The sequence below is a fragment of the Martinezella sp. CNPSo 3732 genome (assembly GCF_057784515.1).
This window is the reverse complement of sequence record NZ_JBXSOO010000008.1, coordinates 118,503-138,092: the sequence shown is the minus strand read 5'-3', so window position 1 is coordinate 138,092 and position 19,590 is coordinate 118,503. Positions and strand designations below refer to the sequence as shown.

Sequence of the window (19,590 nt, the reverse complement as noted above, 5' to 3'; positions counted from 1 at the left end):
GCCACTGCGACGCGATAGCTCAATCCGTCGGTTGCTGGCCACCGGCTAGCTGTCCACCGACTGGCTGGATTGCAAATCATAGATGCGGAAGGCAGGAACGCCGCCCGCAATAGGCTTGGCCGGTGTAAAGACGATGCGGCGGCTTTCGCCGGCGGCAAGATCGAAGGCGTTGTCGGAATAACGTCCCTCGACCTCGCTCTCGATCATCACGAACAACGCAAGTCCCTTTGCGGTGACGGTGAGTTCCACCGTCCCGTTTTCCTCTTTCTCCTCCCGCAGCACCGTCAGGCCGGCGGGCTGAAGCTCGAGCGCCTTATAGGTGCCGTGGACATAGTGCCCCTCGCCACCCATGCCGTTCGATGCGGTGAAGCGCCACGCCAGCAGGCAATCGGTGGGAACCTGATCCGCATCGATCGACAACGCCGTGACGGCGGCATCCGGCGTGCACACGGCATGCGCCGTCGTCAGCGGCACGCGCTCGCCATTGAGCTTCAACAGCGAGACGGAGATATCGGCCGTGACATCGGCGTTCGTATCGTTGACCAGGGAGAAGCGGATCGTCTTGTTGTCTCCGGAGGGAATTGCCGCGACCGATACCGGCTGGAAGAAGCGCCGCACCAGATAGTGCATCACCTTCCATCGGCCGCCGTAATCGAGACTGGACCACGAGGCGACAGGCCAGGTGTCGTTGAGTTGCCAGTAGATCGTGCCCATGCAATGCGGCTTCAACGACCGCCAATATTCAACGGCCGTCTTGATCGCGAGACCCTGCTGGACCTGGCTCAGATAGACGAAATTCGGGAAATCCTTCGGGAAGCGGAAATAGCGGAACATCGTGCCGGCAATGCGCTCGTTGCCGCCGGCATTCTTCTGGTGCAGCTCCATGACCGGAGAAGCGATGTTCATATCCTTCGCCTCGGCATAGGTCTTGATAACAGGCAGCGAGGTGTAGGACTGGAAACCGAATTCCGAGCAGAAGCGCGGCCGCACGGAACGATAATTGTCGAAGGATTTGTTCTCGTGCCAAACCGACCAGTAATGCATGTCGCCGGAACCATCGGCATGCCACGCATCGCCGAAATTGAGATAGCCCGAAGCCGGGCTCGACGGCCACCAGATCGCATCCGGCAGCGCCTTCTTCATAGCCGTCTCGATCGTCCTGTTCAGGCGATCGTAGGAGACGAGATAGCGATCCCGATCTTTACGGGACTCCTCGAACCAGGTGAGCGCGCCCACCAGCTCATTGTCGCCGCACCAGAGAACGATGGATGGATGCGTCGCAAGCCGGCGAACCTGATAGCCGACCTCCTCCTCGACATTCTCGAGGAAATCACCCGTCGACGGATAGAGATTGCAGGCGAACATGAAGTCCTGCCACACCATCAGCCCCAAGCGGTCGCAGGTGTCGTAGAACCAATCATGCTCGTAGAAGCCGCCGCCCCATACGCGGATCGCATTCATATTGGCGGCGGCGGCCGATTGCAGCAGATCCCCGGTCGCCGCCGGGTTGGAGCGTGAAAACAGCGCGTCGGCCGGAATCCAGTTGGCCCCGCGGGCAAAGATCTCGCGACCGTTGACCTTCAAGGCGAAACGGCTGCCCGCTTCATCCTCGGTGGTGATCAGCTCAACCGTACGAAGGCCAATCTGCCGCGTGACGGTTTCGAAATTGGTTTCCACGGACAAAGCATAAAGTGCTTGCTCGCCATTGCCGGCCGGCCACCAGAGCCTGGGCTTGTCGATGTAGAAGAAGTGCGTGATTGAGGTCTCGCCGGCATTGACGCCAACATCGAGGCGCACACGCTCGTCGTCGAGCGAGAAATAGAGCTGCGTAATCCCCGTTCCCTTGGCAAATAGCGCTACCGTCACCTTGAGGTCGACCGAGCCGTCATCATTATGGATCTGTTGCGTGATGACATTCTCGATACGGGCGATCTCGAGCTTCTTCAACGCGATCGTGCCATAGAGGCCGAGCGGCGCAATCGCAATGTTCCAATCCCAGCCGAAATGGCATTGCGGCTTGCGCAGCATGTTGCCGTTCGGGATCGGGGAATTGCCGGTGCTGTAGGGAATGTAGAAAGGCTGTTTCGCCTGAAGGGCAGCACCAGCCGAAATGCTCGAATGCAGGACGATGCGAATGGTATTTTCGCCCGTCTTCAGCGCCTTCGAAACATCAGGGCGATAGCGCTGGAAGCAGTTGTTGGCCTCCAACACGAGCGTATCGTTGACATAGACGCTGGCGACGGTATCGAGATAGTCGATATCGAGATACCAGTCGCCGCCGGCATCATCGAGCGCGAAGCTGCGTGTCAGCTCCCAATCCTGCTGGGCAACCCACTGCACGACTTCTTCGTTGCGCGCGAAATAGGGATCGGGAATAAGCCCTTCCGCATGTAGCGCGGAATGAATATCACCGGGCAGCGACATGGAGAGAGAATGATCGCTGTCGGGAGAGGTCAGCCTCCACGAACCGACGAGATCGATGGCAAGATTATCATTGATCGAAGACGACATCGGACCTCCCCGGACCGCTGCAAAGAAGGAGGCGGTCAGACCGCCTCCGCGCATGGGATCATATTCTGAGTTCTGTCTGCGCATCAAAGAGCGATGCGAGAGACATATCAAAGCTAAGCTTTACGGCTGAACCGGGGCCAAAGCGCCGGGCACCGTTGACGCGAACCGACATCGTATGGCCGGCATGCTTCAGCCACAGCAGATTATCGGCACCCATCGGCTCCTCGATATCCACCGTGGCATCGTGAACCTCCGCGCCGGGGGCGGTGGCTTCATTGACCTTGATGTGCTCGGGACGAACGCCGAGCACGACCTTGCGGCCGGCCTGCAACGCCTCGCCGGCCTTGTAGCCATCCAGAGAGAACAGCACGTCGTTGGTCGCGAACACGACCTTGCCTTCGCGATTGACCAGCTCGCCCTTGAGGAAATTCATCGAGGGCGATCCGATGAAGCCGGCCACGAAGAGATTGCGCGGCTCGTTATAGATTGTCGTAGGATCGTCGAGCTGCATGATGACGCCGTTCTTCATGATCGCGATGCGGTCGGCGAGCGTCAGCGCCTCGATCTGATCGTGGGTGACGTAGATCATCGTGTTCTTCAGCGACTGGTGCAGCCGCTTGATTTCCACGCGCAGCTCCGAGCGCAGCTTGGCATCGAGGTTCGACAGCGGCTCATCGAAAAGGAAGACGTCGACATCACGCACCAGGGCACGGCCGATCGCGACGCGCTGGCGCTGGCCGCCCGAAAGCTCGGCCGGCTTGCGCTTAAGGAGCGGCTCGATCTGCAGGATCTCGGCCGCTCGCGCGATGCGCTTGTTGATCTCGTCTTGCGGCACCTTGGCGACGCGCAGGCCGAAGGACAGGTTCTTCTCGACCGACATCTGCGGATAGAGCGCATAGGACTGGAACACCATGCCGATGCCGCGATCCTTGGGCTCTTCCCAGGTGACGTTCTTGCCCTTGATGAAGATCTGTCCCTCGCTGATATCGAGCAGGCCGGCAATGCAGTTCAGCAAGGTCGACTTGCCGCAGCCCGACGAACCGAGAAGCACCAGGAACTCGCCGTCGTTGATCTCGAGATTGAGATTTTTCAGAACGTTGACCGCACCGAAATTCAGCGAAAGGTCTTTGATGGAAACGCTACTGTTCATGGATCACCCCTTCACTGCGCCGGCGGCGATGCCGCGGACGAAGAGCCGCCCGGACACGAAATAGACGATAAGCGGCACCGCGCCCGTCAGCAGCGTTGCGGCCATGTTGACGTTGTATTCCTTGACACCCTGCACGGCGTTGACGACGTTGTTCAGCTGCACGGTCATCGGATAGTTCTGCGTGCCGGCGAAAATGACACCGAACAGGAAGTCGTTCCAGATGCCGGTGATCTGGATGATCATGCCGACGACGAAGATCGGCAGCGACATGGGCAGCATGATCCGCAGGAAGATCTGCCAGAAGCCCGCGCCGTCGACGCGCGCCGCCTTGAAGAGTTCAGGCGGAAGCGAGGTGAAGTAGTTGCGGAACAACAGCGTGTTGATCGGCATGCCGAAGATCGTGTGCACGAGGACGATGCCGCCGAGCGTCGAGAACAGCCCAAGCTCGCGCAGCACCATGACGAGCGGATAGAGCATGACCTGATAGGGAATGAAGGCGCCGAACAGCAGGATCGTGAAGAAGATTTCCGATCCCTTAAAGCGCCAGTTGGCGAGCGCATAGCCGTTGACCGACGCAATGGCGATCGAGACGATGACGCTCGGAACGAGGATCTTCACCGAATTCCAGAAGCCGACCTGGATGCCATGGCAGTAAAGGCCAGTGCAGGCTTGCGACCAGGCTTTCACCCAGGGCTCGAAGGTGATCTCCATGGGCGGAGCAAAGATATTGCCCATGCGGATTTCCGGCATGCCCTTGAGCGAAGTGACGACCATCACATAGAGCGGCAGGAGATAGTAGAGCGCGGCCAGCCCGAGAATGCCATAGAGCATGATCGTGCGCGGGGCAAAGCGGCGCCTGGGCTTGGTGCCCGAAGGTTCGATGGTAGCGGCAAGTGCCATGGTTTCCTCCCTTACCGACGCTTCTGGCGGAACTCGATGAGAGCCCACGGCACGACGAAGATGAACACGGTCACCAGCATGACGGTGGAGGCGGAAAGCGCCTGACCGAGATTGGAGCGCTGGAACATGAAGTCATAGACATATTTGGCTGGCATTTCGGATGCGAAGCCCGGCCCGCCTGATGTCATGGCGACGACGAGATCGTAGACGCGCACGATACCCGAAGCGACGATGACGAGCGTGGTGACGAAGACGCCGCGCATCATCGGAATGACGACGAAGATATAGGTCCGCCAGGCTGGAATGCCGTCAACGCGCGACGCCTTCCAGATTTCGCCGTCAATCCCCCTCAGGCCTGCCAGCATCAGCACCATGACGAGGCCGGTGCCCTGCCAGAGGCCGGCAATGACGAGCGCATAGAGCACAGTCTTCTGATTGCCGAGCAGCGCGAAATTAAACCACGTAAAGCCCATATCCTGCATCAGCTTCGGCAGCCCGAGCGCAGGATCGAGGATCCACTGCCAGACGAGGCCGGTCACGATGAAGGACAGAGCGAAAGGATAAAGGAAAATGGTTCGGAACGTATTCTCGAAGCGGATTTTCTGGTCCATCAGCACGGCCAGAAAGAAGCCGACGACGAAAGCGAAAACCAGGCTGAGAATGCCGTATGTCGCAAGATTGCCGATCGAGATGTTCCAGCGATCGGTTCCCCAGAGGCGCTGATACTGCGCCAGGCCGACAAAATTGGAGCTCGGCAGCAGCCTTGAATCTGTGAACGAATAGATGACGGTCCAGAGCGTGCAACCGACGAAGACGACGATCACCGTCAGCACCATCGGGATGGCGGCGATCTTCGCATTGAGGTTGCGGAACAGACCCAGTGGCCGGACAGCGTTAGCCATCGATACCTCCGTTGGTGACCTGCACAGGACAGGCGAGATCCCTCGCCTGTCCCGATGCCGGCCATCGCGATTGATAGATGGTCGTCTTGCTTACTGCGCCTGCTTGAAGATGGCGGCCTGCTTTTCGATCGCCTCATCCACGGTCATCTTCGACGAGAAGAATTGCAGTCCGAGATCGGTCATCTGGCCGCGCGTATCCGGGTCGATCAGCTGGGTGACGCCCGGCACCACGTTGTCCGGATTCTTCAGGATTTCCAGACCCTTCTTCATGCAGCTGCTGGCCGCGCTCAGATCGATATCGCCACGCACCGGCAGCGACCCCTTGGCGAGGTTGAACTTGACCTGGGTTTCCTTGGAAACCAGCATGCTCGCAAGTTCGAGCTGCGCCTTGGTGATGTCGGGATTGCTGTTCTTTGGGAAGTAGAAGCTATCACCACCGGTATCGAGCAGGCCATGGAAGCCGAGGCCCGGAAGGCAATCATAGTCCTTGCCGGCAACCTGCTTGGCAACGCCAAACTCACCCTGCGCCCAGTCGCCCATGATCTGCGCGGCAGCCTTGCCTGTGATGACCATATTGGTGGCGACGTTCCAGTCGCGGCCGGAATAGCTTTCATCGACCAGATCGCGAGCCTGCGAGAAAGCGTCCCAGACCTTGCGGTTTTCGGGGCTCTTCACAGCGTCTGCGTCTTTCTTCTGATAGATCGCCAGATAGGTTTCCTTGCCGCCGATGCCGATCTGCATGACATTGCGGATGCCGTCGACCTGCCACGGAGCGCCGGTCGCAAGCGGGGTAATGCCCTTCTCGCGCAGCTTCGGCGCATCGGCCACGAATTCATCCCAGTTGGCCGGGACCTTCATGCCGTTGTCTTCGAAGACGTGACGGTTGACCCACATCCACTGCCAGGAATGGATGTTGAGCGGCACGCAATAGATGCGGCCCTCATAGGTGCAGGAGTTGAGGAGGCTGGCCGGACGAATAATGTCCTTCCAGTGTTCTTTCTCGGCAAGGTCGGTCAGATCGGTCATCAGGCCGGCCTTGACCAACTCTTCGGCGTCGCGGCCCGTGTTGAGCTGCGTTGCACCCATGGGATTGCCGCCCAGGATGCGGCTGACGATCAGCGGCGTTGCCGTGGAACCGGACCCGGCGATGGCGCCGTCGACCCAGTGATTGTTGCCAAGCGCGTTATACTGATCAGCCAGAACCTTCACGGCAGCTGCTTCGCCGCCCGATGTCCACCAATGCGTTACCTCGAGATCGGTCGCATTTGCTGAGAAAGCGGGAATCGCGACAGATACGAGCAAAGCGGCAGCCATCAAACGAATATTCATGAGTTCTCCTCCCCTCACTGAAACGTTGCCGGAAAAACGTAGTCGAATCATTTTCGACACGCAACCGCTTGGCCACAAATTTTTTATGACCGCCCGAATATACAATCACTGATTACATATTGCCTGTGGAAGATAATTTCATTCCATCGCGACACGGGTCTTCATAAAACCTGGATAACTCTCATAACTAATTGATATAAAACTATTTATCCAAAGACCATAATCGTCCAGCCATCGCGCATGATTTTGGCCAGCTCAATTTTCGAGACAAGGATCACGAATGCAACCAAGGGAATGGACATGAAAATCATCGTCAAAATAAGGCTCGACTTTTCAACTGTATCGTTACAGTTTTTCTCATTGCATTGGCGAAACCGCATGGCGTCTATGCTTGCGGCGGGCAAGTGGGCAATATAAGCGGATTGGCTGCGGGAGGCGGCCGGGAGGCAAGCGTGAGCGAAATGGATAATAAGAAAATGTCCGGGAGCGGAGCGCCATCCACTCCCGAACGGCCGACATTGAAAACAATCGCCTTCATGACGGGGTTGGGGATCACCACCGTTTCTCGCGCATTGAAGGATGCCCCCGATATCGGCGCCGAGACCAAGGAACGGGTGCGCATGGTTGCCCGGCAGCTGGGTTATCAACCGAACCGCGCGGGCGTGCGCCTGAGGACCGGCAAGACCAATGTGATCGCCCTGGTGCTGAGCATCGACGAAGAAATCATGGGCTTTACCAGCCACATCGTCTTCGGCATTTCCGAAGTTCTCGCCGGCACGCAATATCACCTGGTCATCACGCCGCATTCGCACAGCAAGGACCCATTGGTGCCGGTGCGCTACATTCTCGACACCGGCTCGGCCGATGGCGTCATCATATCGCGTACGGAGCCGGATGATCCGCGCGTCGAGCTCATGCATGAACGCGGCATGCCTTTCTCAACGCATGGGCGGACGGATATGGGCATCATCCACCCCTTCCATGACTTCGACAACGAGGCCTTCGCGCATGAGGCCGTGCGGGCACTGGTCGCAAGAGGTCGGCGCCGCCTGGCGTTGCTGCAGCCCTCCAGCAAGCTGACCTATTATTCGCACACCCGCATCGGTTTCCAAACCGGCTTGCACCAATATGGTGCCGAGGAAATCCCGCTCAGGATCACCACCGACAACGCGCTTGCCGATATCAAGGATACGGTCGAGGCGCTGATGCGCTCAACGCATGCGCCTGACGGGATCGTTTGCTCCAGCAGCGGCGGCGCGATTGCCGTCAATGCCGGCATCGAGGCGGCCGGCCTCCGCCTGGGTCGCGATATCGACATGGTCGCCAAGCAATCGACTGACGTCCTCAGCTGGATCAGGCCCGAGATCATCACGGTATCGGAGGATTTCCGCCACGCGGGCCGGGAACTCGCCAAGGCGGTCATCGCCCGTATCGACGGTGTGGAACCGGAACTGCTGCAAAGCATCAGCCCGCCCGTCTGGCCAGACGAGCTGGCCACGGAAAAAGCTCACCGAACGGGTCCGGCGAGCTTTCCCTATTGAAGCGATAGTAAACCCGTCAGCCCTGAGCGCCACTGCCCCATGGGCCGTGATGGATGTCCTTACCGTCGACACGATCGAAACCGTGCGCGCCGAAGAAGTCGCGCTGGGCCTGGATCAGGTTGGCGGTGCCGCGCGCCTGACGATAGGCATCGAAATAGGTCAGCGCCGAAGCGAGTGCGGGAACCGGGAGGCCGGACGCTGTCGCAGCCGAAACGATGCGACGCAGTGACGGGATCGATTCCTTGACCATCTCGGCAAAGGCCGGGGTGACGATCAGGTTCGCCGCATCCGGGGTCTTGGTGAAGGCGCTGGTGATCTCGTCGAGGAACTGCGAACGGATAATGCAGCCGGCACGCCAGATTTTTGCGATGACGGGCATCGGCAGCGACCAGTTGAACTCCTTCGAGGCCTCGGCCATGACGGCAAAGCCCTGCGCGTAGGCACCGATCTTCGCTGCGAACAGTGCCAACTCCAAATCCTTCAGCAAGTCGGGGCCGAAGGCGATCGGGAACTTATAGTCCGGCGTGCCGAAAATCTTCTCGGCTGCTTCGCGCTGGCTCTTGATGGCCGAGAGACTGCGGGCTGCAACGGCAGCCTCGATCGCAGTTGCTGGAATGCCCATGTTCTGCGCTTCGATGGCAGACCACTTGCCGGTGCCTTTCTGGCCAGCCTTGTCGAGGATGATATCCGGCATGGCGCTGCCGGTTGCCGGGTCTTTCGCGGCAAGAACTTTCTCGGTGATCTCGATGAGGTAGGAGTTGAGGCGTCCCTTGTTCCATTCGCCGAAGATCGAGCTGATCTCGGCCGCGCTCTTGCCGAGACCGTCACGCAGGATGCCGTAGATTTCCGCGATCATCTGCATGTCGGCATATTCGATGCCGTTATGGATGGTCTTGACGAAATGGCCGGCGCCGTCATTGCCGAGCCAGGCAACGCATGGATCGTCGTTGTATTTCGCAGCGATCGAGGTCAGCACCTTCTCGACGCGCTTGTAGGAGTCTTCCGTGCCGCCGACCATGATCGACGGGCCGTGGCGCGCACCTTCCTCGCCGCCGGACACGCCCATGCCGATGAAGGTCAGGCCGGTGTCCTTGAGGCGGTCGAAGCGGGAGATCGTGTCGCGGAAATTGGCGTTGCCGGCATCGATCATGATGTCGCCCTTGTCGAGATAGGGCTGCAAGGCCGCCATCTGCTGATCGACCGGCTCGCCGGCCTTGATCATGATGATGATCGGCCGCGGCGGGCGGATCGCCTCGACGAATTCCTCGATCGTCTTGCAGGGAATGATCTTGTCCTTGAGCGCGCCGGCATTCGCATAGAATTCATCCGTCACCTGAGGTGTACGGTTGAACACCGCGATCTTGTTGCCTTTTTCAGCGATGTTGAGCGCCAGATTCGATCCCATCACCGCGAGACCGATCAGCCCGATTTCTGCCTTTTCCACGACAATCCTCCAATGAGTCGTTCACTGCGCCCAGCCCACCCTGAAGACGCAGCAACATCCGATGTGACGCAATGCCGCCGACGCTCGGCGCGACGGGCGGCAGCCCTGCGTTGGGGCTGTTGTTGCACTCCGGACGGAAAACGGCAAGCCTTCGAAAGCCGTGAATCGTTCCCTTTGCAGGACTGTGCAACAATGTTGCCGAATTGGCGATTCATTCGCGTGGGAACCCTGGCTTGTTCAGCCGGTCTCAGTCCCTTGACGGTGATATAGAGGAGGAAAACACCATGTCGACCATGAATGCGAAGATCGTGCATATCTCCATCGATCGCGACTGGAGGGAGGTCTACGACTACGCCAGCCGTCCGGAAAACATGCCTTTCTGGGCCTCGGGTCTGGCAACGGGACTGATACAGGATGGGGATGATTGGATCGCCGAAGGCGCGCTAGGCACTGCGCGGGTGCGCTTCGCGCCTCGCAATGACTTCGGCGTTATCGATCATTGGGTAACGCTCGAATCCGATCTGCAGGTCTACAATGCCTTGCGCGTCGTACCGAACGGTGACGGTTGCGAGGTCATGTTCACCGTACTCCAGCTACCAAGCATGGAGGAAGCACAATTCGCAGCCGATGCCGCGCATGTCATGCGCGATCTGAAGACACTGAAGGAATTGATGGAACGCTGATCGCCCTTACAGCGAGCGCAACGTCCAATCGACCAGTTCACCTGTCACACCGGCAAATGCGGCATCGAGCGCCCGCACGAAATCGGGATTGCTGCCGCCGCTGACCGGCACCACCTTCCGGAACACGTTCTGGGCCTTCACCGTGCCGGTGCGATCGTTCAGGATCTTTTCCGAGATTTCGACGATTGCCGTCTTGTGGCCGCCGGACGCATTGATCTCGAAGGAGCGGATATCGGTGACGATCTGATAGTCGATCGCAAGCCCCTGCCCTGGCACGCCGACACCGCCGAGCTTGCCGGTGTTTTCGAAGGCTTGGACCAGTTTCGATTGCACCATCTTGCTCAGCTTGTCGCTCCATTGCGATTTGCCGAGATATTGAATTTCCGAGGGCGAGACGCGAATGACGATCTGATTGCTGTCCAGCGCCTGCAGCGCGGTCGGCGGCGGGATGAGAATCTGGCGGCTTTTGACCGAAGGTCCATTCGCCTTTGCCGACGCGGAAAGATCGTAGGTATCGTTGTTGGAGGAGGTCCCACAGCCTCCCAGCAAAGCTGCGAGCAACGGCAACGCGATCACAGCTTTCCAAACCTGATGACGCTCACTCGACACGCAACCGACCATATTTCGCTTATCCCCTGGAGACCAGATATCGCTATTCATCAATGCCGCGCGCGGCCGTCATAAGTTTTGACCGTATCCCCGCCGAAGATCAATCGCTGCGGATTGCGGTCGAAATTAGTGATTGTACTATTCAGGTTGTCAACCGTGCCCCGCATGTCGTTGATGAGGGTCTGGGCATCGCGCAAGCCGCTGCTGGAAAATTTCTGCAAGTTGTCGGCGATCGGCCCAATGCGGGAATTGAGATTGTCCGCCATCTTCTTGAACGATTCGAGCGTGTCCTTGGCTTCTGCGAACAGCGATTTGGTGCTGTCGTCGCCGAGCAGGGAATTGACCTTGGTCAGGATGCCGTCGACCTTCCCGGAAGCCGCATTGAGCTTGGTGGAGATGTCGCGCGCATTGGCGATCGTCTGATCGATATCCTGCTGATGCGCGGCCACGGAATTGGCGACGTCGCGGATCGATGCGACCGCCGTGCGCGCCTGTTTCGTCACGTCGGCAATATCGTCAACCGATCCCTTGATCTTGGCCGGATCGATCTGCGCGACGATCGCATCGACGCGGTCCAGCGTCTTTTGCGCATTCTGACCGAACGTCGTATAGGTGTCGGCCGTCTGCTTGAAGCTCGCAATCGTTGCCTTCAGGTCAGTCGTCGCGTCGGCAACATTGGCAGTGATCTTGTCAGCATTGGCGATGACGTCGTTGACCTTCTGCGCATCGACCGCGCGCACCAGCTTTTCGATCGCATCCAGCGTCGAGTCGACGCGGACCGAAACTGTCTTGAAGGTATCGGAAAGCTGCCCGACGCTTGCCAGGAACTTGTCGATATTGTCGGAATTGTCGGCAATGGCCTTCGAGAATTTCTGCGCATTGCGCACGGTATCCGTCAAAGGCCCACGCGAATCCGAGACGAAGCCCTGAATATCGCCGATCGTATCATTGGCCCGGTTCAGGATCTTATCGGCCGTCGTCAACAGATTGGTCACGCTCGATTGATCCGCAAGCAACACCGCCCGCTTACCCGTATCGATCGAACGCTTCAAGATATTCTCGTCGCCGTTGCGTCCGCCGGAAAGCTCGATATAGGCAGCTCCCGTCAGACCCTGGATCTCAAGAATGGCCTTGGTCGAGGTATAGACCGGCGCATCGGCACGTACCTGCGTGAAGGCTAGCGAATAGTTCGGATCATCGGCATCGATCGACAGACCCTGCACAGAGCCGACCTGAATACCGTTGAAGCGAACCGGCGAGCCGACGCTCAAACCATTTGCCGAACCGGGAATGCGCACGACAAGCTCGACCATCGGGCCGCCGCGGCCATACTCGGCCATCCAGTAGACGAAACCGAAGGCAGCCGCGATGACGAGCAGCGTGAAGAACCCAACGATCGTATAATTGGCTTTGGTTTCCATTGTCTCCAGTCACTTCTCGCGGCTGTGGGCGCTTGCGCTTTTGTCGTCGTTGTGCCCCTTGATGTCCTCGCGCGGCACGATCGAACGTGCGCGTTTGCCCCTGAAGTAGGATTGCACCCAGGGATCATCACAGGCGAGCATGTCCTCAACCGTACCTTCCACCAATACCCGCTTCTGTCCGAGGACAGCAATACGGTCACAGACGGAAAACAGGCTGTCGAGGTCGTGAGTCACCATATAAACGGTCAGGCCGAGCGTGTCGCGCAGCTTGGCGATCAGTTCGTCGAATTCCGACGCACCGATCGGATCGAGACCCGATGTCGGCTCATCGAGGAAAACGAGATCGGGGTCGAGCGCCAGGGCTCTGGCAAGCGCCGCGCGCTTGATCATGCCGCCGGAAAGTTCGGAAGGATATTTGTCGGCGGCGTCAGCGGCGAGACCTACCATGCGGATCTTCATCAGCGCCAGCTCGTCCATCATCTCCTTGGGCAGGTCCAGATATTCCCGCATCGGCACCTGGATGTTTTCCTTGACCGTCAGTGAGGAAAACAGCGCACCTTGCTGGAAGAGGACGCCGAGCCGCATGTCCAGGCGGTTGCGGTCCTCTTCGTCGAGCTTGTCGTAATCTTCGCCGAGGATCTCGATCTTGCCCGAGCGGCGCGGCAACAGCCGCAGCACAGTGCGCAGCAGCACGGACTTACCCGCGCCGGAAGCACCGACGAAACCGAGGATCTCGCCGCGATAGATATTCAGGTTCAGTTTGTCGAGGACGATTTTCGATCCAAAGCCGACGGTGACATCCCGTGCCGACAGCACGATGTCCCTGCCCTGCTCATCCTTTTCCAACGGGATTTCCGAGTGAAGCGCGCTCATCGTTATCGTCCCTCAGAAATCGATTGCCGCATAGAACATGGCGAAGAGCCCGTCCATGAGGATAACGACGAAGATCGACTTCACCACCGATGACGTCACATGCTGACCGAGAGACTCGGCACTGCCTCCCACCTTCAATCCTTCGACCGCCGCGACGATGCCGATAACCAGCGCCATGAACGGCGCCTTGATCATGCCCGAAATGACCGTCGAGAGGCTGACGGCCTCGTGCAGTCGCGAGATGAAGGTCGCAAAGGTGATGCCGGAATATGCCCAGGACACCACGGCAGCACCGAAAAGCGCGGCGAAATTGGCAATAACGGTCAGCAGCGGTAGAGCGACCGTCAACGCCACCAGCCGGGGGAAAATCAGGACACCGATGGGATTGAGACCCATGACCTTCAGCGCATCCACCTCCTCGCGCATCTTCATGGAGCCGATTTCGGCCGTAATCGCGCTGCCGGAACGGCCGGCGATCATGATCGCGGTCAGAAGCACGCCGATTTCGCGCAATTGCAGGATGCCGACGAGATCGACCACGAAGATTTCCGCGCCGAAATAGCGCAGCTGGAAAGCACCCTGCTGAGCGATGATCGCGCCGATCAGCGACGACATCAGCAGGATGATCGGAACGGCGCGCACCGCCATGTGGTCGATCTGATTGATGATCGACGCCGGCGAAACACCACTGCCGCGGCCGAATTTGAGCTGTGCGCCGCGCACTGCGGAACCCAGAATATACATGGCTGCGACGAGATTGCCCCAGATCTCGTAGACGGTTTTGCCGATGGGCGCCAATATGCGCTCCGCCAATGATGTCCTCGGTTTTGCAGCGGCCGCCTCATCATCCGGATGCGCGTCGAAGGCGGTCAGCAATTCATCGATATGCGGATTGGAGCCCTCGATCGTGACATGGGCCTTATGCGCTTCCTGGCTTTCCTTCAGCCGGCGGATCAGCAGCGCGCCCGCCGTATCGACGTCGGAAAGACCGGAAAGATCGATCACGACTTCGCCGCCGGAACTGCGCTTGGACAGCTGCTCGATCTGGCGCAGCACGCCGTGCACATTGGCGCTGCGCCAATTGCCCTCCAGCCGATAGCGATGGCCTGCGCCCTCGGGCGCATCATCGATCTTCGGTGCATCGGACCTCTGCTCGGCTGCTTTCAAACTCTTGCGTCTTTCAAATCTGGCACAACATACGCCGACTCGGTGAGCCCGCATGGTCAGTGCTTAATACACCGACTATGCATGGAATTTCCATCTCGCGCCGGCGCCAACATATGTCACGGCTTTTTGATATCCAAATGAATTTGTTGCACCGCGTCAGGATACGCCGTGAGCGCCTCCGCCGATTGCCGACTTTCTCGCCTGCATCCCATAGGCGAAAACGACCATGGCAAGGCCGAAGGCGGCGATGCCGGCCATGACGTAGTAACTCGCCAGGTCAAGCCAGGCGTAGAGATAGCCGGATGCAAGCGTCATCAACCCCAGGAACATGCCGTTGTAGAAATAATAGGCGCCCTGGGCCGATGATTCCTGCGCCTCATGGACGGACGCCACGATACGACGCTGAACGCCTGTATGGACGCAGGCATAGGTGCAGGAATGAAAACATTGCAGGATGAAATAGCCGAGGAAGCCGAAATTGATCGGAAACAGGATCCAGCGCAGGATACACATAGTCGCGCCGAAAAAGATCAACGTCCAGGCGCTGAACCGCCGACCGAGCCTCTTCGACAGAAAGAAAACCATAACCTCGGCCGCAACGCCGATGCTCCATAGGACAGCAATTTGTGCGCCAGAAAAACCGAGCTTATGCCAGTAGATCGACGCAAAGGTATAGAGCATCGCATGGCTCGATTGCTGTATCGACACGCCGATCATGGTGATAAGCAATTGCGGCGAGCGCAGATTTCCGGTCGGTGATTGCAGATTGATCGGTTGATTGCGCCGGCGCGTCGGCCCGATACGCGGTGCGAAAAAGCCCATCAGCGTCGTCAGAATGAACCCCGCCACCATCACGGGCAATACTGTCGCACCGCCCCACACGCCGATCAGCTGGCCACCGAGAAGGGTCGACAGGATAAAGGTGATCGATCCCCAGACCCGCATGGAACCATAATCGAAGCCCCAGCGGCGCACGCCCGACATGGCAATCGACTCAACCACGGGCACATAAGGCGCGTAGGTGGCGCCCTGAATGCCGTAGACTAGAAGCACCGGCCAGAAGTCGCTCGTCCAGTAGAGCGCGATTGCCGTCAGCAGTGACAAGGCACCCGACCACAACAATACATCGGCTCGCTCGCTCATATGATCGGCGAGCACCGCGATGATGGGCGTCACGAGGACGCGCACCACCATGGGAATGGCGAGCACCAGGCCGATCTCATGATCGTTGAAATTCAGCCCCGCCAACCAGACGGGAAAAAACGGCAGGGCAATTCCGTTGACGAACAACGGAGCGCAATAGGACAAAGCGGTGCGCAGGCGGAAATATGGAGGCGCACCCTCGCCCTGGAAGGACTTGATCGCGGGAATCATGACAGACCTGAAGGGGAACTTATTCGTCCCTATCATGCTATCGAGAATACGACTATGGCGAGAAATGGCCAAAACCGTAACGTTTCGGAAAAATCCGAAGCCAGGGCGGTCCCGCGGCGATCAATAATTATGACAAGCCATTATCAGCCACGTGAAGATGCGCAGGAATTACGCCGCCTGGGCACCGATCGGCCGCGGCAATTCTCCGACCGGAGAATCCACCGGCTGCGTCTCGAGAATAGTCCGCCAGGTGATCAGCTCGAACGTGCCGTCCTCATGCTCGGCGATTGCCGTGCAGCTTTCCACCCAGTCGCCGGTATTGATGTAGCGCACGCCGTCGAGATCCTCAATGACCGCATGGTGGATGTGCCCGCAGATGACGCCATCGGCATCGTTACGCTTGGCCTCTTCGGCGACGACACGCTGAAATTCGCCGATGAAATTGACGGCGTGCTTGACCTGCAGCTTCGCCCAGGCCGAGAAGGACCAATAGGGCATGTTCAGGCGGCGGCGCACCGCAGCAAGGCCGATATTGATCAGGATGGCCATGTCATAGGCCCAGTCGCCGAGATAGGCGAGCAGGCGGGCATTGCGGACGACGACGTCGAATTCATCGCCATGCAGCACGAGATATTTCTTGCCATCGGCCGTTTCGTGCATGGCGCGCTGTGCCACCTCGATACCGCCGAAGTGCATTCCGGGGAAGTCACGCAGGAATTCGTCGTGATTGCCGGGGATATAAACGATGCGCGTACCCTTGCGCGCCTTACGCAGGAGCTTCTGGACCACGTCGTTGCAATCCTGCGGCCAGTACCAGTTCCGCTTCAGCCTCCAGCCATCCACGATATCGCCGACCAGAAAGATCGTTTCGGCGTCGTGGTAACGGAGAAAATCGAGCAGGTAGTCCGCCTTGGCGGCCTTCGAGCCGAGGTGCACGTCAGAAATGAATAACGTTCGGAAATGCCGGGGGTCCATGTTTTCATTCACGAACTTTATGTCCGTGCCCTATCCTACCTTGGCTATTCCAAAACCAGACTCGTGTTTCAGGAAGATGACAAACCCTGTGCTTGGCGGCTCGGCGGCGAGGTTCAACCGCGTCTCGCAGCGACGGCAAGGTCAGGACGATCGCTTGTAAAGCTGGCGATACCAAGGCGAAACATGGCCAGCCCGGAGCGCAGCGTTCGATCCAAAGGACGTGCGCCGCTTGATTCACGCAAAAAAGGCAATTCAGTTTCGCCACGACAAAAACGCTTTGCGACCTCAATTCCATACTGTGAAGGCGAAGCGATTGATGTATGCAGAAGACTCAAAGCGCAGGCAGGAATGGAGACGCAAGTTGGATACGAACGACACTTCGAAAGCAGCCAAGAACATGGCGAGCGGAAACTTCGACGAACAGGCGCTTTATTTCCATCGTTATCCACGCCCCGGCAAGCTGGAAATTCAGGCGACCAAGCCGCTGGGCAATCAGCGCGATCTGGCGCTTGCCTATTCGCCCGGCGTCGCCGCCCCCTGCATCGCCATCCGTGACAACCCGGAAACGGCAGCCGACTATACGTCCCGCGCCAATCTCGTTGCCGTGATTTCGAACGGTTCGGCGGTACTCGGCCTCGGCAATATCGGTCCGCTCGCCTCGAAGCCCGTCATGGAAGGCAAGGCCGTCCTCTTCAAGAAATTCGCCGGCATCGACGTCTTCGACATCGAAATCGCAGCGCCGACGGTCGATGAGATGGTCAACACGGTTTCGGCGCTCGAGCCGACCTTCGGCGGCATCAATCTCGAAGACATCAAGGCGCCGGAATGCTTCGACGTCGAGCGCCGCCTGCGCGAGAAGATGGAAATTCCGGTCTTTCACGACGATCAGCACGGCACCGCCATCATCGTCGCCGCCGCCATCCTCAACGGACTGGAACTGGCCGGCAAGAAGATCGAAGAGGTCAAGATCGTCGCCTCCGGCGCGGGCGCGGCGGCGCTCGCCTGCCTCAACCTGCTCGTCATTCTCGGCGCCAAACGCGAAAACATCTGGGTCCATGATATCGAAGGCTTGGTCTACAAGGACCGCAATGTCCTGATGGACGAGTGGAAATCCGTCTACGCCCAGGACAGCGACAAGCGTGTGCTTGCCGAATCCATTCCCGGCGCCGACGTCTTCCTCGGCCTCTCCGCTGCCGGCGTGCTGAAGCCTGAGCTGCTGGCGCAGATGGCCGAAAAGCCGCTGATCATGGCGCTCGCCAATCCGACGCCGGAAATCATGCCGGATCTCGCCCGCGCCGCCCGCCCCGACGCGATGATCTGCACCGGCCGCTCGGACTTCCCGAACCAGGTCAACAATGTCCTCTGCTTCCCCTATATTTTCCGGGGCGCGCTCGATTGCGGCGCCAAGACGATCAACGAAGAGATGAAGATGGCCGCCGTGCGCGCCATCGCAGCACTTGCCCGCGAAGAGCCTTCCGACGTCGCGGCGCGGGCCTATACCGGTGAAACGCCGGTCTTCGGACCCAACTACCTGATCCCCTCGCCCTTCGATCCTCGCCTGATCCTGCGCATCGCGCCGGCCGTGGCAAAGGCAGCAGCGGACAGCGGCGTCGCCCTGCGTCCGATCAAGGATTTCGACGCCTATATGGACGAGCTCAACCGCTTCGTCTTCCGCTCCGGCTTCGTCATGAAGCCGATCTTTGCGGCCGCGAAGATTGCCGAGCGCAAGCGCGTCGTCTTTTCCGAAGGCGAAGACGAGCGCGTGCTGCGCGCCGCCCAGGTCCTGCTCGAGGAAGGCACGGCCATTCCGATCCTGATTGGCCGTCCGTCCGTCATCGAGACGCGCCTGAAGCGCTACGGCCTGAAGATCCGCCCGCATACGGATTTTGCCGTCATCAATCCGGAAGACGATCCCCGCTTCCGCGAATATGTCGAGCTCTATTTCTCGCTGGTCGGCCGCGCAGGCGTTATTCCCGAAGCAGCGCGCACCATCGTTCGCACCAACACGACCGTCATCGGCGCACTTGCCCTGAAGCGCGGCGAAGCCGATGCGCTCATCTGCGGCCTTGAAGGCCGGTATGAGCGTCATTTGCGCATCGTTCGCCAGGTCATCGGCAAGCGGCCCGACGTTCGCGATTTCTCCGCACTGAGCCTGCTCATCTCGCAGCGCGGCGCGACCTTCTACACCGATACCTATGTGACGTTTAACCCGTCCGCCGAGGAAATCGCGGAATCCACCTGGCTGGCTGCCGAGGAAATCAAGCGCTTCGGCATCGAGCCGCGCGCCGCCCTCGTTTCGCATTCCAACTTCGGCTCCCGGGAGTCGGAAAGCGCCACGAAGATGCGCGAAGCGCTGGCTCTCATTCGCGAGGCAGCGCCGGATCTGGAGGTCGATGGAGAAATGCATGGCGACAGCGCCATTTCCGAGAGCCTGCGCCGCCACGTAATGCCAGACAGCGCGCTTTCCGGCGAAGCCAATCTACTGGTCTTCCCCAATCTCGATGCAGCCAATATCACACTGGGCGTGGTCAAGACCATGACCGATGGTCTGCATGTCGGTCCCATCCTGCTTGGGACCGCGCTTCCGGCCCATATTCTCTCGCCGTCGGTCACTTCCCGCGGCGTGGTCAACATGGCGGCGCTCGCCGTCGTCGAGGCCTCACAGATCGCCTGATACTGCGCCTCGCTGCCGCCGTCAGCACGGTACCGCG

15 protein-coding genes are annotated in these 19,590 nt (G+C 59.2%); 3 read left to right on the top strand and 12 right to left on the bottom strand.

All coding sequences use genetic code 11. The features are described from left to right. Positions 1–45: 45 nt before the first annotated feature. From AC13RM_RS16240 to AC13RM_RS16220, 5 genes are all read right to left on the bottom strand, one after another. Positions 46–2,511 (bottom strand): beta-mannosidase, encoded by a 2,466-nt coding sequence (locus tag AC13RM_RS16240; RefSeq protein ID WP_488555284.1) that lies wholly within the window; start codon positions 2,509–2,511, stop codon positions 46–48. A 58-nt stretch (positions 2,512–2,569) separates the two neighbouring features. Beyond that, positions 2,570–3,661: an ABC transporter ATP-binding protein gene (locus AC13RM_RS16235; RefSeq protein ID WP_488555283.1), complete on the bottom strand. Its 1,092-nt coding sequence runs from the start codon at positions 3,659–3,661 to the stop codon at positions 2,570–2,572. A gap of 3 nt (positions 3,662–3,664) precedes the next feature. After that, the gene (locus AC13RM_RS16230) at positions 3,665–4,561 is read right to left on the bottom strand and encodes a carbohydrate ABC transporter permease (RefSeq protein ID WP_488555282.1); all 897 of its coding nucleotides are present in this window, start codon (positions 4,559–4,561) and stop codon (positions 3,665–3,667) included. A gap of 11 nt (positions 4,562–4,572) precedes the next feature. Further along, the gene (locus AC13RM_RS16225; protein ID WP_113229725.1) at positions 4,573–5,463 is read right to left on the bottom strand and encodes a carbohydrate ABC transporter permease; all 891 of its coding nucleotides are present in this window, start codon (positions 5,461–5,463) and stop codon (positions 4,573–4,575) included. Between the two features lie 90 nt (positions 5,464–5,553). Continuing rightward, positions 5,554–6,792, bottom strand: coding sequence for an ABC transporter substrate-binding protein (locus tag AC13RM_RS16220; RefSeq protein WP_488555281.1), 1,239 nt, complete (start codon positions 6,790–6,792; stop codon positions 5,554–5,556). Between the two features lie 461 nt (positions 6,793–7,253). Here AC13RM_RS16220 and AC13RM_RS16215 point away from each other — a divergent pair, with 461 nt between their 5' ends. Further along, a complete protein-coding gene (locus AC13RM_RS16215; RefSeq protein ID WP_488555312.1) occupies positions 7,254–8,333 on the top strand; it encodes a LacI family transcriptional regulator in 1,080 nt (359 codons plus the stop codon). Between the two features lie 16 nt (positions 8,334–8,349). Here AC13RM_RS16215 and gndA read toward each other — a convergent pair whose 3' ends face one another. Beyond that, entirely contained in the window at positions 8,350–9,777 is a 1,428-nt protein-coding gene (gndA, locus tag AC13RM_RS16210; RefSeq protein ID WP_113229722.1) for an NADP-dependent phosphogluconate dehydrogenase, read from the bottom strand. A 284-nt stretch (positions 9,778–10,061) separates the two neighbouring features. On the opposite strand from gndA, the gene AC13RM_RS16205 reads away from it, so the two are divergent. After that, entirely contained in the window at positions 10,062–10,460 is a 399-nt protein-coding gene (locus AC13RM_RS16205; RefSeq protein ID WP_374817193.1) for an SRPBCC family protein, read from the top strand. A gap of 6 nt (positions 10,461–10,466) precedes the next feature. Here AC13RM_RS16205 and AC13RM_RS16200 read toward each other — a convergent pair whose 3' ends face one another. The 6 genes from AC13RM_RS16200 to AC13RM_RS16175 form a co-directional block, all read right to left on the bottom strand. Further along, positions 10,467–11,081, bottom strand: a complete 615-nt coding sequence (locus AC13RM_RS16200; RefSeq protein WP_488555280.1) for an ABC-type transport auxiliary lipoprotein family protein — start codon at positions 11,079–11,081, stop codon at positions 10,467–10,469. 38 nt (positions 11,082–11,119) lie between these two features. Continuing rightward, positions 11,120–12,490 (bottom strand): MlaD family protein, encoded by a 1,371-nt coding sequence (locus tag AC13RM_RS16195; protein ID WP_095435055.1) that lies wholly within the window; start codon positions 12,488–12,490, stop codon positions 11,120–11,122. 9 nt (positions 12,491–12,499) lie between these two features. Continuing rightward, entirely contained in the window at positions 12,500–13,363 is an 864-nt protein-coding gene (locus AC13RM_RS16190; RefSeq protein WP_374817197.1) for an ABC transporter ATP-binding protein, read from the bottom strand. Positions 13,364–13,375: 12 nt separating this feature from the next. After that, positions 13,376–14,584 carry an ABC transporter permease gene (locus AC13RM_RS16185; RefSeq protein ID WP_285173976.1) on the bottom strand — a complete coding sequence of 403 codons (1,209 nt, stop codon included), beginning with the start codon at positions 14,582–14,584 and terminating at the stop codon, positions 13,376–13,378. A 102-nt stretch (positions 14,585–14,686) separates the two neighbouring features. Beyond that, positions 14,687–15,904: an MFS transporter gene (locus AC13RM_RS16180; RefSeq protein ID WP_374817199.1), complete on the bottom strand. Its 1,218-nt coding sequence runs from the start codon at positions 15,902–15,904 to the stop codon at positions 14,687–14,689. A gap of 168 nt (positions 15,905–16,072) precedes the next feature. Beyond that, positions 16,073–16,879, bottom strand: coding sequence for a UDP-2,3-diacylglucosamine diphosphatase (locus tag AC13RM_RS16175; RefSeq protein WP_113229717.1), 807 nt, complete (start codon positions 16,877–16,879; stop codon positions 16,073–16,075). A gap of 397 nt (positions 16,880–17,276) precedes the next feature. Here AC13RM_RS16175 and AC13RM_RS16170 point away from each other — a divergent pair, with 397 nt between their 5' ends. Then, entirely contained in the window at positions 17,277–19,553 is a 2,277-nt protein-coding gene (locus AC13RM_RS16170; protein WP_113229904.1) for an NADP-dependent malic enzyme, read from the top strand. The last annotated feature ends 37 nt before the right edge of the window (positions 19,554–19,590 follow it).

What these genes read in the sequence shown, in the direction of transcription:
- AC13RM_RS16225 (WP_113229725.1), bottom strand. Translation starts at nt 5,463, where the DNA reads ATGGCTAACGCTGTCCGGCCACTGGGTCTGTTCCGCAACCTCAATGCG.
- AC13RM_RS16170 (WP_113229904.1), top strand. Translation starts at nt 17,277, where the DNA reads ATGGCGAGCGGAAACTTCGACGAACAGGCGCTTTATTTCCATCGTTAT.
- AC13RM_RS16220 (WP_488555281.1), bottom strand. Translation starts at nt 6,792, where the DNA reads ATGAATATTCGTTTGATGGCTGCCGCTTTGCTCGTATCTGTCGCGATT.
- AC13RM_RS16190 (WP_374817197.1), bottom strand. Translation starts at nt 13,363, where the DNA reads ATGAGCGCGCTTCACTCGGAAATCCCGTTGGAAAAGGATGAGCAGGGC.
- AC13RM_RS16180 (WP_374817199.1), bottom strand. Translation starts at nt 15,904, where the DNA reads ATGATTCCCGCGATCAAGTCCTTCCAGGGCGAGGGTGCGCCTCCATAT.
- AC13RM_RS16235 (WP_488555283.1), bottom strand. Translation starts at nt 3,661, where the DNA reads ATGAACAGTAGCGTTTCCATCAAAGACCTTTCGCTGAATTTCGGTGCG.
- AC13RM_RS16175 (WP_113229717.1), bottom strand. Translation starts at nt 16,879, where the DNA reads ATGGACCCCCGGCATTTCCGAACGTTATTCATTTCTGACGTGCACCTC.
- AC13RM_RS16215 (WP_488555312.1), top strand. Translation starts at nt 7,254, where the DNA reads ATGGATAATAAGAAAATGTCCGGGAGCGGAGCGCCATCCACTCCCGAA.
- AC13RM_RS16185 (WP_285173976.1), bottom strand. Translation starts at nt 14,584, where the DNA reads ATGCGGGCTCACCGAGTCGGCGTATGTTGTGCCAGATTTGAAAGACGC.
- AC13RM_RS16200 (WP_488555280.1), bottom strand. Translation starts at nt 11,081, where the DNA reads ATGGTCGGTTGCGTGTCGAGTGAGCGTCATCAGGTTTGGAAAGCTGTG.
- AC13RM_RS16195 (WP_095435055.1), bottom strand. Translation starts at nt 12,490, where the DNA reads ATGGAAACCAAAGCCAATTATACGATCGTTGGGTTCTTCACGCTGCTC.
- AC13RM_RS16230 (WP_488555282.1), bottom strand. Translation starts at nt 4,561, where the DNA reads ATGGCACTTGCCGCTACCATCGAACCTTCGGGCACCAAGCCCAGGCGC.
- AC13RM_RS16205 (WP_374817193.1), top strand. Translation starts at nt 10,062, where the DNA reads ATGTCGACCATGAATGCGAAGATCGTGCATATCTCCATCGATCGCGAC.
- AC13RM_RS16240 (WP_488555284.1), bottom strand. Translation starts at nt 2,511, where the DNA reads ATGTCGTCTTCGATCAATGATAATCTTGCCATCGATCTCGTCGGTTCG.